14 protein-coding genes are annotated in these 14972 nt (G+C 43.6%); 11 read left to right on the top strand and 3 right to left on the bottom strand.

The window, feature by feature from the left end:
* Positions 1-71: 71 nt before the first annotated feature.
* Positions 72-608: an isochorismatase family protein gene (locus SRRS_RS15240; RefSeq protein WP_371361697.1), complete on the top strand. Its 537-nt coding sequence runs from the start codon at positions 72-74 to the stop codon at positions 606-608.
* 62 nt (positions 609-670) lie between these two features.
* Here the strand turns inward: SRRS_RS15240 and SRRS_RS15235 are convergent, their stop codons facing one another.
* Positions 671-1348, bottom strand: a complete 678-nt coding sequence (locus SRRS_RS15235; RefSeq protein ID WP_371361696.1) for a hypothetical protein — start codon at positions 1346-1348, stop codon at positions 671-673.
* Between the two features lie 117 nt (positions 1349-1465).
* On the opposite strand from SRRS_RS15235, the gene SRRS_RS15230 reads away from it, so the two are divergent.
* The 10 genes from SRRS_RS15230 (at position 1466) to ablA (ending at position 12247) form a co-directional block, all read left to right on the top strand.
* Positions 1466-1618 carry a hypothetical protein gene (locus tag SRRS_RS15230; RefSeq protein WP_371361694.1) on the top strand — a complete coding sequence of 51 codons (153 nt, stop codon included), beginning with the start codon at positions 1466-1468 and terminating at the stop codon, positions 1616-1618.
* A gap of 242 nt (positions 1619-1860) precedes the next feature.
* On the top strand, positions 1861-2901 hold the full coding sequence (locus SRRS_RS15225) for a zinc-binding dehydrogenase (RefSeq protein WP_371361692.1): 1041 nt from the start codon (positions 1861-1863) through the stop codon (positions 2899-2901).
* Between the two features lie 2 nt (positions 2902-2903).
* Positions 2904-3920: a hypothetical protein gene (locus SRRS_RS15220; protein WP_371361690.1), complete on the top strand. Its 1017-nt coding sequence runs from the start codon at positions 2904-2906 to the stop codon at positions 3918-3920.
* A 33-nt stretch (positions 3921-3953) separates the two neighbouring features.
* Complete coding sequence (locus SRRS_RS15215) at positions 3954-5378, top strand: sigma-54 interaction domain-containing protein (RefSeq protein ID WP_371361689.1); 1425 nt, start codon at positions 3954-3956, stop codon at positions 5376-5378.
* Between the two features lie 90 nt (positions 5379-5468).
* Positions 5469-7031, top strand: coding sequence for a lysine 5,6-aminomutase subunit alpha (locus SRRS_RS15210; protein ID WP_371361687.1), 1563 nt, complete (start codon positions 5469-5471; stop codon positions 7029-7031).
* Entirely contained in the window at positions 7024-7761 is a 738-nt protein-coding gene (locus SRRS_RS15205) for an OAM dimerization domain-containing protein (RefSeq protein ID WP_371361686.1), read from the top strand. The genes SRRS_RS15210 and SRRS_RS15205 overlap by 8 nt, the downstream gene beginning before the upstream one ends.
* A 30-nt stretch (positions 7762-7791) precedes the next feature.
* On the top strand, positions 7792-8190 hold the full coding sequence (locus SRRS_RS15200) for a hotdog domain-containing protein (protein WP_371361685.1): 399 nt from the start codon (positions 7792-7794) through the stop codon (positions 8188-8190).
* Positions 8183-8998 carry a 3-keto-5-aminohexanoate cleavage protein gene (locus SRRS_RS15195; protein ID WP_371361683.1) on the top strand — a complete coding sequence of 272 codons (816 nt, stop codon included), beginning with the start codon at positions 8183-8185 and terminating at the stop codon, positions 8996-8998. The genes SRRS_RS15200 and SRRS_RS15195 overlap by 8 nt, the downstream gene beginning before the upstream one ends.
* A gap of 515 nt (positions 8999-9513) precedes the next feature.
* Positions 9514-10905 carry an amino acid permease gene (locus SRRS_RS15190; protein ID WP_371369842.1) on the top strand — a complete coding sequence of 464 codons (1392 nt, stop codon included), beginning with the start codon at positions 9514-9516 and terminating at the stop codon, positions 10903-10905.
* 64 nt (positions 10906-10969) lie between these two features.
* Positions 10970-12247, top strand: a complete 1278-nt coding sequence (gene ablA / locus SRRS_RS15185; protein ID WP_371361682.1) for a lysine 2,3-aminomutase — start codon at positions 10970-10972, stop codon at positions 12245-12247.
* Between the two features lie 123 nt (positions 12248-12370).
* Here the strand turns inward: ablA and SRRS_RS15180 are convergent, their stop codons facing one another.
* Together SRRS_RS15180 and SRRS_RS15175 are read right to left on the bottom strand one after the other, a co-directional pair.
* The gene (locus tag SRRS_RS15180; RefSeq protein WP_371361681.1) at positions 12371-13537 is read right to left on the bottom strand and encodes a M20 family metallopeptidase; all 1167 of its coding nucleotides are present in this window, start codon (positions 13535-13537) and stop codon (positions 12371-12373) included.
* Between the two features lie 20 nt (positions 13538-13557).
* The gene (locus SRRS_RS15175) at positions 13558-14961 is read right to left on the bottom strand and encodes a YfcC family protein (protein ID WP_371361680.1); all 1404 of its coding nucleotides are present in this window, start codon (positions 14959-14961) and stop codon (positions 13558-13560) included.
* Between the last annotated feature and the right edge of the window lie 11 nt (positions 14962-14972).

The raw sequence follows: 14972 nt of genomic DNA, 5'->3' as shown, positions 1-14972 counted from the left end.
GCATTTTTTTAAGGAACGGCACTGGCTAGAATTAAATAAATAAGTTTTTTCGAAATGGGGGAACAGTATTTATGCGTATTACAAAGGAAGAATCGTTGGTATTGCTGGTCGATGTTCAGGAGAAGCTGCATCCGCATATGGAAAACAAAGAAGAGTTAACTCAAAAAATAATTACTTTGCTGAAAGGAATAGCAACTTTGGAAATTCCATTAATGGCGGCTAGGCAGTACCCACAGGGGTTGGGGGATACTATTGGCTTGCTTCGGCCTCACATTACGGAATGCTATGATAAAATTACGTTTAGCTGCTGCGGTAATGATAAATTAGTTGACAAACTTCGAGAGTCAGGCCGTAAGTATGTCATTATCGCAGGTATTGAAGCACATGTTTGTGTTTTGCAGACAGTTATTGATTTAAAGTTGTTAGGTTTTCTTCCCATAGTTGTGACAGATGCCATTAGTTCCCGTAACCATTATGATTATGAGGTTGCCTTGCGGCGTATGGAATATGAAGGTGCTATTCTCACGACAGTAGAGTCAATTCTATTTGAATTATGTCGTGAGGCAGGAACGGAAGTATTTAAAACAATTTCGCGGTTAGTAAAGTAAAGGCTCTTAAATACAAAACAAGGTCGAATTTTCGACCTTGTTTTACCATTTGCAGAGTACAATTATACTCTTTTATCAATTTTTCCTTTGCGGGCTCGTTTATGGGCAGCATACACACTAATAATAGGTTCAGGATAATCTTTTGGCTGACGGATATGTGTAGCTTCTTCTTTTTCTATTTTCCGCATAATCTCACGTTTATGCATACGGGACGCTTCGGCTTCTTCAATACCGATTTTTCTTGCCTGGGTAACATCATCGTTGATTTCGTCGGGGCCCCAAGGCTGGGGCTTGCTTGAAGAGGTTGATATTGCGGCGTCTTGTTCCCATATTGGCGGTTGCGGCTTTACCAAGAATCCGGATCCTTGTTTTCCTGAGGAGCAGGACATTTTTGTATTTGCTGAAAGCAATTTCCCTATGCTGGCATTAAAAACGAAATCCTCTTCGTGCTTTCCGTATAAAACTCTGTCGCGCCACCGTTTTTCTTTTGAAGATTCTTCGTCAAGAAGCCGTTGGTTGGCTTCTAGTCTGGCTGTCTCTTCTGAAAACTCGGTTGAAAGAACCTGCTGATTGACTTCACTTAAATCTTTGATAATATCTTTTCTTTTCTTGCTATCATTAAAATTATCTTGCAATTCCTGGCATAGAGAATCTCTTTTTTTATGCAATATTTCTGACGATGTCGGCGGTTTAAAAGTGGCAAATAAGGAAGTCATCAGGGAAGAACCAATGGTATTCATCTTTGTTTACTCCTGTTTTGGTATAATCTAGTAATTATATCGTGGATTTTATTAATTAGCTTAAGGTATTAAAACCACCAAAATCCTATTTATTTAATGGGGTTTTGGTGGTTTTTTATGAATGAAACATTCGCTTCACTGTGCCAAATATCCGGCAAGATGTTACATTCGGCGAAAAGACAATATTTAATTACACAGTTTGATATTTTGCCGAAAAATCGGCAGGCCTCTGCCAAAAAATCAGCAGGCATCATCAAGGGCTTTTTTTGAGGAATGAAGTTCAAAGTGCTGAATTTTGGGCGGAATAATTGTTTGAAAAAATCATTAGAAGCCCAAAAAGCAATGGTTACTAACAAGTTTTAAAGTTGGAACGGAATTTGCATTATAACTTTATTGATTGATACGCAGTATGTATGAGAGGAGAAATGATATAGGGATGGACCGGAACGAAAGTGAAAATTAGAAAGGTGCCAGAGATAATTAAACCAAGTAGAACACGGAGGTTATAAATTATGGGAAAAGTTGGTTGTGTATTTGGAACGCATCGGGTTTTGGAACCGAAGGGAGTTTTACCTCAGCCGGCCTGGAAAATTGACAATACTATGGAGATATATGATAACGAGTTATTAATTGATGTCGATACATTGAATATTGATGCAGCCAGCTTTACGCAAATCAAGAAAGAAGCTCAGGGCGATACTTCGGTAATGGAAAAGATTATGCTGGACATTGTAGCTAAACGGGGTAAGCATCATAACCCGGTTACCGGATCTGGTGGGATGCTTATGGGTACTGTCAGCAGAATAGGTCCGGCCTGGGCCGGGAAAACGCCGGTAAAGGTTGGCGATAGAATTGCCACATTGGTATCTTTGTCGCTTACTCCTTTGAAGATAAACAAAATCAAAAAATATCATCTGGAAAAAGAACAAGTGGAGGTAGATGCTCAGGCTATTCTGTTTAGCAGCGGTATTTATGCCGTATTACCGGAAGACTTGTCACCTTCACTGGCGTTAGCTGTTTTGGATGTGGCTGGAGCTCCGGCACAGACAGCTCAATTGGTACGCCCAGGGCAAAATGTGCTGATTATTGGCGGTGGTGGTAAATCCGGTATGCTTTGCATGTACGAGGCCAAAAAGAGAGCAGGCATTACAGGCAAGGTTATTGGCTTAGGATCAAGCGAAGGCAGCTGCAACAGAATGCGTAAAATGGGACACGCCGATAGTGTTATTCAAGTAGATGCGACTGATCCGTTAGCAGTTATGAAAGCTGTTTCAGAAATTACCAATGGCGAAATGGTCGATGTTGTGATTAACTGCGTAAACATTCCTGGTACGGAATTGGGTTCAGTGATGGCGACCAAAGATAAGGGAACAGTATATTTCTTTAGTATGGCTACCAGCTTTACCAGCGCTGCTCTTGGGGCTGAGGGGATAGGCAAAGATGTAACCATGCTTATTGGCAACGGCTATTGCCGGGATCATGCGGTAATTGCGTTGCAAACTGTTCGTGAAGACCCCATCCTTACGAAAACATTTCAAGAACTTTACGCATAACCATGTTGGCTTGGCATGATATTTTCGGAGTGCCCCCTGCTGTTGTAACTATTGTTGGCATGGCCAAAAATGTCGGCAAGACAGTAACTCTGAATTATGTGCAAAAAATGCTTCATAATGAAGGCTTGGTATTTGGATTGACTTCTATCGGACGGGACGGCGAATCGTTTGATGCTTTGACAAATATAGCGAAACCATTGATTACGGTGCAGCCGGGGACGATATTGGCCACGGCTAAAAAAGTCATTACAAATCCGAATCAATGGGAGCACTTGCAGGATACTGACTATAAAACACCTCTGGGTGAAGTAGTTATACTACGGGCAAAATCATTGAATCAAGTGGTTTTGGCCGGTCCTAGTAAGAACCGGGACGTACAAGGAGTGTTGCGGTTACTGGCAGCATGGGGTGTCCGGAGTATTCTTATCGATGGTGCTTTTGACCGTCAGAGTTCAGCTGACCCTTTGGTTAGCAGCCAGGTAATATTGGCATGCGGAGCGACAGTGAGTCGTGATTTGCAGGAGTTAGTTCAGGCGGCAAAAAGCCGGGTTGAGCAATTAACATTACCGGTATGTAGTGAACAATACCAGGAGCTGTCGAACACATCTCAGGCTAAAGTAATTACAGTAAATGCGGGAGTTCCCCGCGAAGTCTCCTTTACTACATCTCTACTGCGCCCGGCGGAATGGGCCGAATTGTTTGGTTTGGATTGTGACGCTGTGATCCTTAAAGGGGCTGTGGGGGATGGCTTGGCTCAGGTTTTACTGCAGCAGAGCCGCCCACCCCAAATAATTGTTCAAGACGGCAGTAAAATTTTTGTCAACTCGAACCTGTGGCGGCAGCTTAAAGTACACCAAGTGAATTTTTCAGCAGTGCAGTCTATCTGTTTATTAGGGGTGACGATAAATCCAACTTACCCAGGAGGAAAAGGCCTGGATGCCGAAGTATTATTACAGAAAATGGGAGAAGCGCTAGCGCCTTTGCCAGTAATTGATATAATGCGTGAGGCAAAGTTCTAAACAAGGAAGCCGCCGCGATAAGAGGTGAAAGATTTGCTAAACCGGCTCGATAGCTGCGATTATTGTCTTGATTTGGTATTAAATCAGGTGAACCAAGGCGTACATATTGTGGACTGTAAAGGAATCACCATTTTTTATAACCAGACAGCAGCAGAAGTCGAAGGGTTACAGCCTGCAGACGTCATTGGCAAACATGTTCTTCAGGCATATCCTTCATTAACATTGGAAACAAGTAGTTTAATGGCAGTCTTGGTCAGTGGCAAACCTATATTGAATCAACAGCAGACAATTGTAAGCAAAACCGGACGAATTATAACAATTCATTACTCTACCCTTCCGTTATACCGGGACGGCAAGTTGGTTGGTGCTTGTGACCTGTCCCAGGACATTACGAAAATTAAAGAACTTTCGGAAAAAGTAATGGATTTACAGGGAGAATTGTTGGGGGCAAAAGGGGTTAACAGCGAAAAAACTGCAACAAAAGATCGAACGTTCGCGAAATACACGTTTAATGATATTGTAGGCAGTCATGATTCGATGGTGAAGTTAAAAGTATTAGGACAGCGGGTAGCCACACATTCTTCACCTATTTTTGTGGTAGGCGAAACTGGTGTTGGGAAAGAATTGGTGGTACAGTCTATTCACAATGCATCTATTCGGAAGAACGGGCCGTTTATAGCTCAAAATTGCGCGGCTTTTCCTGCTACATTATTGGAAAGCATATTGTTCGGTACAGTAAAAGGAAGTTTCACTGGTGCGGAAAATCGGCCAGGGCTATTTGAACTGGCCGATGGCGGGACTTTGTTTTTAGACGAAATCAACTCAATGCCGATGGAACTGCAGAGTAAATTACTCCGGGTATTGCAGGAGGGAAGTTTGCGCCGTGTTGGTGATACCAACGTAAGAAAAGTAGACACCCGGATCATTGCCTGTACTAATGTAGCTCCCGAAGAGGCAGTACAGAGCAAGGCACTGCGAATTGATTTGTATTACAGATTAAATGTTGTTTCTTTGCGAGTGCCGCCTCTAAGGGAGCGCAAAAGTGATATACCCTCTCTTACCGATCATTTTATTGCGATGTATAATTCTAAGCTAGGTTGTCAGGTAAAAGGTGCTAGCGAGGAAGTCAAGATGATTTTTATGGAGTACAGTTGGCCCGGCAATGTCAGGGAACTACAGCATGCTATTGAGCATGCGATGAATGTTGTTTCCGGGCCGTGTATTGAATTAGAACATCTGCCGGAGCATTTGTGTCAGTATGCTGGTGAAACCGCCAATCATCTAAACGGTTTTGATGCGGAGAAAAAAAGTTTACCGGCCATACTCCGACAGGTAGAAAAAAACACCTTGATCCAAGCTCTAGAAATATATGGGGGGAACATATCCCAGGCTGCGCGGCATTTAGGTATACCCCGTCAGACCATACAATATAAACTGAAAATTCATGGATTGCATTGATAGCATCAGAAATAATGGTACTAGATTTAGTTCTTAAAATGCGGACGGTTATTAGTAGATGAATTGAGTTCTTAATGAGGGGGGAGAGGGTTGAAAAAGTTTAATTTAGATGAGGCCAAGATTGTACAGGGGCGGGAATTAGCCGGACAGATTGCGGATCAGGTACAAACTTATATTAATGCTCACTCTACGGTAACAGTGGAAAGAGCTGTTTTAAGGCTGTTAGGTATTGATGGCGTTGACGAAGCCGGCGTACCGCTTGTAAATGGTGTGGTGGAACAACTTCAAAAGACAGGGGCTTTGGGGAAAGGCGCCATGTATTGGGTTGTTAACGCGATGCTCACTGTGCAGCAAACACCACAACAGATCGCAGAACTGGCTGTTCGCGGACAGCTTGTTTTAGAACAACTGCCAGAGAAAGCGGTCGAGGAAATAGCCAAATTGGCGGATAGTTTGGCTGGATCAGCATTAAGTAAAATCCGTAGCCGCCGTGAGGAACGGAAAAATCTGATTTCCCGTCTGGGTAAAGGACCAGAGCCGATGCTCTATGTCATAGTTGCTACCGGAAATGTTTACGAAGATGCGGTTCAGGCTCAGGCTGCAGCAAGACAAGGCGCGGATATTATTGCCGTAATCCGTACAACTGGTCAGAGTTTATTGGATTATGTGCCGTATGGGCCGACAACTACCGGCTTTGGCGGTACTTACGCCACTCAGGAGAATTTTAGGATAATTCGGCAGGCGTTGGATGAAGTTGGTCAAGAAGTAAACCGATATATCTATTTAACTAACTATTGTTCCGGGCTATGCATGCCGGAAATTGCCGTAATGGGTGCATTTGAACGTTTGGATGTTATGCTCAACGACTCAATGTATGGTATTATCTTCCGGGACATTAATATGAAGCGTACCTTTGTTGATCAGTTTTTCTCCCGTTTGGTTAACGGCTATGCTGGGATTATCATTAATACCGGCGAGGACAATTATTTAACAACAGCGGACGCTATTGAAGCTGCACACACCGTTTTGGCTTCGGAACTGATTAATGAACAGTTTGCTTTTAGGTGTGGTATGGTTTCTGAACAGCTTGGCCTGGGGCATGCTTTTGAAATTGACCCGCAGACACCCAATGGCTTTCTTTATGAACTGGCTCATGCCCAATTAATCAGGGAAGTATTCCCCAATAGTCCTATCAAGTATATGCCGCCGACCAAGTATATGACGGGCAATATTTTTAAAGGTCATGTACAGGATGCCTTATTTAATGTTTGTTCTATCATGACAGGGCAGGGGCTTCATCTCCTGGGAATGCTAACAGAAGCCATTCATACGCCGCATATTCAGGACCGGTTTCTCAGTATTCAATCGGCGAAATATATTTTTAACAACATGCGCGATCTGTCGAATGAAATTTACTACCGGCCAGATGGCTTTATTGAGCAGCGAGCCAGAAAAGTATTGGATAATACCGTTGGATTATTGGAACAGATAGCGGATATCGGCTTAATGCAGGCTCTGTCTAAAGGATATTTTGCGGATATTGCCCGTACTCCCGAAGGCGGTAAAGGGTTGGAAGGGGTATTTGACAAGGCGGCCGGATATCTGAATCCTTTTATTGGGCTGATGCTCAAAGGAGGAAGACAAAATGACTGATTTAACAAATGTCAGGCCTTACGGCGATACTTTGGATGACGGTATGATTCAGTTAGCGTTCACGCTGCCGGCACCTTTAACTAATGCTGCTAAAGAAGGAGCACGACAATTGGTCGCTAAGATGGGACTGGCAGAACCGGCAATTGCCCATGCTGAGGCGATCGGTGAAACCTTCAGTTTCTTTGTGGTTTATGCCAAGTGCCAGTATGGGGTGGATATTACCAGGATTGTGGCGCCGGAAGTAGAACTCCAGGTGATGAGCAAGAAAGAAATTGATGATTTTATTAAGAACAACTTGAAGCGGAAACTGAATATTATTGGCGCTTGTATTGAAAGTGATGCTCATACCGTTGGGATTGATGCTATTGTTAACATGAAAGGCTTTAACGGGCATAAAGGCTTGGAAAGCTATCATGAAATAAAAGCTGTTAATATGGGCGCACAGGTTGCCTGTGAGGAAGTCATTCGCAAAGCTCATGATATGCAGGCCGATGCCATCTTAATATCTCAAGTTGTGACTCAGAAAAATATTCATATTACTAATCTTACTAAACTCGTGGATATGCTAGAAGCTGAAGGGCTTAGGGATAAACTGACCTTGGTGGTGGGCGGACCGCGAATTACCCATGAATTGGCAAAGGAATTGGGGTATGATGCTGGTTTTGGTCCCAATACTTATGCGGAGCATGTGGCGTCATTTCTTGTACAGGATTGGAAAGCCAAGAATTAATAGTGGTGTAGAGAAAAGGAGTGATTAGTAATGGAAGAGGTATTGATTCGGTTGCGGATGAGTGAGCATGATGCTCATTATGCCGGCGGGCTGGTTAATGGATCTCATATGCTGGATCTGTTCGGTGATGTGGCAACAGAATTGTTAATTCGTAGCGATGGTGATGAGGGATTGTTTGTAGCCTACGACAATGTTGAATTTAAAGCACCTGTTTATGCCGGCGATTTTATTGAAGCGCGTGGTAAAATTGTGAAATTTGGCAATACCTCACGCCGTATGGAGTTTGTAGCAACTAAAGTAATTGCTTTAGACCCAAATGGCGGACATGATTCATCCGCATCTGTCCTGCCGGAACCAATCGTGGTTTGTATCGCCAGCGGAACTTGTATGGTTCCTAAGGAAAAACAAAGAGGTGGAAAGATTGAATAAGCTAATAATAACAGTTGCGCCTGTTGGGGCTGAAACAACCCGTAGGGACAACCCCAATCTTCCGCTTTCGCCTGAAGAAATTGCTGAGGAAGTGTTTCGCTGCGAGAAAAAGGGCGCGTCTATTGTCCATCTGCATGTAAGGGATGCTGATGGAAACGCTACTCAGTCCAAGGATGTCTTTGAAGAAACAATCAACCTGATCAAGAAGCAGAGCAATATAATTATTCAAACTTCAACCGGTGGTGCGTCATGGATGAAGGCAGAGGAACGCTTGCAGCCGGTAATGCTTAACCCGGAAATGGCAACACTGACTGCCGGAACAGTTAATTTTGGCGAGGAAGTATTTTCAAATCCGATGCCTATGATGACTGAGTTTGCCAAACAAATGGTGGAACGGGGTGTCAAACCGGAAATAGAGGTATTTGAAGTTGGTATGATTCACAATGCGCTAGCGCTTATTAAAAAGGAAATTTTGAAGCTGCCGCTTCATTTTGATTTTGTTATGGGCGTGCCAGGCGGTATTGGGGGAGAGCCCAGGCATTTAGTTCATATGATAGAATCATTGCCGCCGGGAAGCACCTGGAGTGTAGCGGGAATTGGCCGTAGTGAACTGCCTCTGGCAACCATGGCCATTGTCATGGGAGGACACGTTCGTGTCGGGTTTGAAGATAACGTATATTATGCCAAGGGTGTTTTGGCGGACAGCAATGCACAATTAGTGGAACGAATCGCGAGAATCGCAGGAGAATTAGGACGACAAGTCGCAACACCGGATGAAGCAAGAGGAATTCTGGGATTAATCAGGTAGAATCTTTTTTGAGTGTGATAATATCCGGCAGTAAAACCTGCCGGATATTATTTTTATTCGGAAATTAGACTTAAAGAGCCGCCCAGTTTCTGGCATCAGGCCGAAATTTGGGCGGCTCTATAAGTTTAGGTATATTCGGCGTGTATAGCATAAAAATGCTGTTACAGGATGCCGAATTTTAGTCATGAATGCCGGTTAACTGATTTGTGAAGGTAGGAAACTAGCTCTGCATATAAGGTGAGCAATTTGGCATGGTATTTGCAACTATTTGCTAGTGTTAGAAATAGAGAAATATAGAAGGTGATGTATATAGGTTCCTGGTCGAAGCAAATATCTGAATTTACAAAAAATAATAATCCCAAACTCGAAAATTGAGTTACCGGCTGATGTGTTAAGAAAAAGGAGTGAATTAAGTGAGTGGCGACTTGAAAATCGAAAAAAGCCAAAGTACCGGTAGTGGCGATGTCAATTACTCGGAACCAGGAGAACTGAAGCGAAGTTTAAAGACTCGGCACATGAATATGATTGCAATTGGCGGAGCTATAGGTACCGGCTTATTTGTAGCCAGTGGTGCATCAATAAGTAGTGCGGGTCCTGGCGGTGCTTTAATAGCTTACGGGGCAATCGGGATAATGGTTTATTTTTTGATGACAAGTTTGGGAGAAATGGCGACATATTTACCGACTTCCGGTTCTTTTGGAACTTATGCGACAAGGTTTGTTGACCCTGCCTTAGGGTTTGCCATAGGGTGGAATTACTGGTTAAACTGGGCTACCTGTCTAGCGGCGGAGCTAGTGGCAGGTGCAATTATTATGAGGTTTTGGTTTCCAGATATTCCTGGGTATTATTGGAGCGGGTTGTTTCTGGCACTTTTAACTGCTCTTAATTTGCTGTCAACAAGGGCATATGGAGAAAGTGAATTTTGGTTTGCTGGAATTAAGGTTGTCACTATATCAGTATTCTTGTTTACAGGAATTCTAATTATACTGGGCGTAGGCGGCAATGCCCCCGGATTTACTAACTGGACTATTGGGGAAGCGCCTTTCGTTGGTGGCTTTGGTACAATTTTGAGTATATTTATGATTGCTGGTTTTTCTTTCCAAGGTACGGAATTGTTAGGGATTGCCGCCGGTGAGAGCGAGAATCCGGAGAAAAATGTTCCGAAAGCAATTAATACTGTATTTTGGCGGATTATGCTGTTTTATATAGGCGCGTTGATTATTATTGGATTTATCCTTCCGTATACCGATGAAAATTTACTTAGCGCTGATGTAGAAAACATCTCAGTCAGTCCGTTCACTCTTATCTTTAGCCGGGCTGGCCTTGGTATCGCCGCATCACTGATGAACGCAGTTATTCTCACATCAGTATTGTCGTGTGCCAATTCAGGGATTTATGCTTCAACGCGCATGTTGTACGCTTTGGCGAAAGAAGGAAAAGCGCCACAGTTGTTTGGGAACCTCAACCAACGTGGTGTACCGGCTAATGCATTGTACATCACAGTCGCTTTTGGTTTGCTGGCATTTATTACATCGCTGCTTGGCGAAGGTAAGGCATATATTTGGTTGCTCAATATTACCGGTATGATCGGATTTATTGTCTGGTTGGGAATTGCTATCAGTCACTACCGGTTTCGGCGGGCTTTCGTCAAACAAGGACGTGATATAAATGAACTTAAGTACAGAGCTAAATGGTTCCCGTTTGGACCGCTGTTCGCTCTGGTTCTTTGTTTTATTGTAATTCTCGGGCAAAATTACAGCGCATTTTTGGGCGAGACCATCGATTGGTATGGCATGGCTGCATCCTATATCGGTATTCCGATATTTTTGGCAATCTACTTATGGTATAAGTATTCACACAAAACCAAGCTGATTCCTTTGGATCAAGTAGATTTACGCCAGCATTGATGTTGGTACCGATTGATTAATTAACTGAGTAATCGCTAAATTTATTTAGGGGGCATGTAAAAGAATGAGAGATTATCGTGATATACCGTTGTGGGCCAATGTGAAAGAAGAAGAATGGCAAGACTGGCGGTGGCAGGTAGCAAACCGGATTACTTCCCCGGAGCAGTTGAAACAGGTTCTTCCGCTGACAATGGAAGAAGAAGAAGGAATCCACAATTGTTTACAAACTTTAAGAATGGCGATCACTCCTTATTACGCAACTTTGATTGATCCCCAAGATGTTAATTGTCCTATTCGCAAACAAGCTGTGCCGACGGCAGCGGAGTTGGATTTTAGCGATTTTGATATGGCAGATCCACTGCATGAGGATGAGGATTCACCGGTTTTTGGATTAACTCACCGTTATCCCGATAGGGTACTGCTGCTATTAACAGACCAATGTTCCATGTATTGTCGGCATTGTACCAGACGGCGTATAGCCGGAGCTTGTGACCAGGCGCGCACAAAAGAACAAATTGACCGCTGCATTCAATATATCAGGGAAACGCCGGTAGTACGGGATGTAGTGTTGTCTGGCGGTGATTCCTTCTTAATCAACGATTCTTTGATTGAATATGTCCTAAAAGAACTGCGTCAAATTAAACATGTGGAAATTATCCGTTTTGGCACACGTACACCGGTCGTTCTGCCGCAGCGGATCACGCCGGCTCTTTGCGATATTCTGAAACGTTATCATCCGGTTTATGTTAATGTACACTTTAACCATCCAAACGAAATCACACCGGCGTCCCGGGAAGCCTGCGCTCGTTTGGCGGATGCCGGGATACCCCTGGGCAACCAAGCTGTGCTACTAAAGGGAGTTAACGATTGTCCAGAATTACTCAAAAAGTTAATGCAACAGTTGCTGACCATTAGGGTAAGACCTTACTATATCTATCAGTGTGATATGTCAAAAGGTATACAACATTTTAGAACACCGATTAGCTCGGGAATTCAGGCAATTGAATATATGCGGGGACATACCTCCGGGTTGGCAGTACCTACTTATGTAGTTGACGCTCCTGGCGGTGGAGGAAAAATTCCGGTTATGCCACAATATCTAGTCTCGGAAAGTCCTGGCAAAGTTATCTTAAGAAACTACGAAGGCGTTTTTACGACTTATACCGAGCCGCGTCATATTGTTGATCCGGAAAAGCCTTGTGAAATATGCAATAGCCATCACCGTGACAGCAAAATCGGTTTGACGGCGCTGCTTAGTGGTGAAACTTGCTCACTGGAACGACCTGTACGGCCGGCGAATGAGAAACAACAGGAAAAAGTAATTTTACAAGTAGCTAAGTAATTCAAGCTATCATGTAAAAATAAACAACCAAAACCTACTTACATGGTTTTGGTTGTTTATTTTACAAATAATCTATTAATCTATTAATCTATTAATCTAGGCTGTAGCAATTTCCTGGATAAATTAGCTATTTATACTCTGCGTGAATTCTTTTTTGATTTCCGCCAGTAAACTTGTATTGGTAATTAAATCATAACCTGTCAGCGCCATGGCTTTAGCTCCGCGCAACAGCGCCTGATGAGCGGCCGGTGTGAAAGTGGCTGCCGCCATTTCCACCGTGTGACCTACCAAGGTTTCATTGCCGATGCCGATATACGGATGGATAGCGGGGACTACATAACTTATATTACCCATATCAATAGAGCCGTAGCTTTCCGGTGCAGGATTAATATTGGTTTCGCCTATCGCCTGCAAATTAATGTTAAAGGTTTCGGACAATTTATGATTGGTATTCATATCATCGTAAGAAAGCTCGTAATTGCTTATGGATAATTCAGCGCCGGTGGCTAGTGCAGATGCACGGGCGCAGTTTTTTACTTTTTCAACTACTTTATCTAACGCATTGCGCTTTCTGGCCCGGACATAAAATTGGGCGACTGCATGATCTGGCACAATATTGGCTGCTACGCCGCCTTTGGTAATAATACCATGAATTCGTACATCTGATGTGACGTGTTGACGCAGGGCGTTTATTCCATTAAAGGTTTGGATAACGGCATCTAACGCGTTGATGCCTTTTTCCGGGGCCGCAGCAGCGTGGCTGGTTTGTCCTTTAAACTTAAATTGGAGAGCGTCCATGGCTAGTGAGACGCCGCTAGTATGTGTTTTACCATGTGGATGGACGATAAGTGCCGCGTCAACATCAGCCAAAATTCCATCACGAGCCATGGCTACTTTAGCACCCATTGTTTCCTCGGCCGGTGTTCCCAAGACAACAACCCGACCGCCAATGTCGCTGAGAAGTTTACTAAGACTAATTCCGGCGCCAACGGCCATAACACCAATCATATTATGACCACAGCCGTGTCCAATCTCCGGCAAAGCATCATATTCGCCAAGAAAGGCAATCGTCGCCCCGGATTTGCCCGAATCATAAACAGCCTTAAACGCCGTTTCATAACCGCAAATATTCATCTCAACGTTAAACCCATGTTCCTTCAACAGTCCGGTAAGCTTGGCGGCAGATTGAAATTCCTGCATGCCCAGCTCAGGATTGTGACCAATGGAATCACTAAGATTAAATAAAACTTCTTGCAATTTGTCAACTTCTTGCGAAATTCTACTTTTCATAATGTCAGCTCCTTATATCCTTAGAACGGACCCCAGTTCATTATGATTGCCGGGGTGATTGCTAGTATACACATAATAAAGAAAACAACTTGAAGTGGCAGAACCCATTTGGCCCATTTTGACCAAGGAATGCCTGCCATCCCCAAACAGCCGATAAGCACGCTGGATGTAGGGAAAATCATGTCGGTAAAACCATTGCCAAACTGATAAATAAGGACAGTGGTTTGCCGGGTTATCCCGACTAAGTCTCCCAACGAGGACATAATCGGAATAGTGAGCGCAGCCTGGCCGGTACCGGAACTAACGAAGAAATTAATGATTATTTGAACCACAAGCATAGCATACCCGGAAACTAAAGCGGGCAGACCAGCTAGGGGAGCTGCCATGGAGTATAAAATGGTGTCAATAATTTTGCCGTCAGTAGCTAAAACAACAATCGCACGCGCCAGGCCACAAATAATTGCTGTACCAACCATATCTTTGGCACCAATGGTAAAGGCTTCGGCAACATCATTAACGCTCATCTTGGCAACTACGCCGGACAAAATTCCACAACCCAGAAAGACGGCGGCAATTTCGTCTATGTACCATTCCCATTGTAATACACCGAAAACGATAAGTACCATACTGGCCGTAAGTAATGCTAAAACTCCCTGCTGACCTGTTGTCATAACTGCATCGCTTTCGTTTAAATGCTGTAATTTTTCCCGGGTAATTTTATCTTCCTCGTAAGTAGGACTAAGTTCAGGGTTGGCTTTAACCCGTTTGGCATACCACATGACAAACGCAATGGCGATTACTGTGCTTACTAGCCAAACTCCGGTGCGATATTCGATTCCGGAGAAAGCCGGCAATTCGGAAATACTTTGTGCGATACCGACTGTGAACGGATTAAGCATAGCTCCGGAAAAACCGGTAGTTGCAGCAAGAAAAGGGATACACATGCCGGTTATCCGGTCATAGCCCATTAGCAAAGCCATTGGCACAAATATACCGACAAACGGGATGGTTTCCTCTGACATTCCGAATACGGCGCCGCCAATGGAGAAGAGTGTCATAGTTATTGGAATTAGTAAAATTTCTTTACCTTTCAGCTTTCGAATCATTCTCATGATGCCGGCGTCAATAGCGCCCGTCTTTTGAATAACGGCAAAGGTACCACCAACAATTAAAATAAAGCCAGAAATATTAGCGGCTTTTTCCATACCCTTTAACGGGGACATAAACACTTCTTTAACACCTTGTGGTTTACTTTCTACCTGGTGGTAAGTATTAGCCACAACAACGGTTTTGCCAGCTTTATTTTTGGCACGATCATATTCACCGCCTGGTACAAACCAGGTTGCGGCTGCTACCAATAGTATAATGGCAAATATAATGGCAAATGTATGGGGCATTCTAATGGATTCTGCTTTTTTTTGCAATTTGGATCCTC

The sequence above is a fragment of the Sporomusa rhizae genome (assembly GCF_041428845.1).
In the GTDB taxonomy this organism is placed as follows: Bacteria; Bacillota; Negativicutes; order Sporomusales; family Sporomusaceae; genus Sporomusa; species Sporomusa rhizae.
Note: the sequence above shows the minus strand (reverse complement) of the source record. Positions and strands in the feature narration are given on the sequence as shown.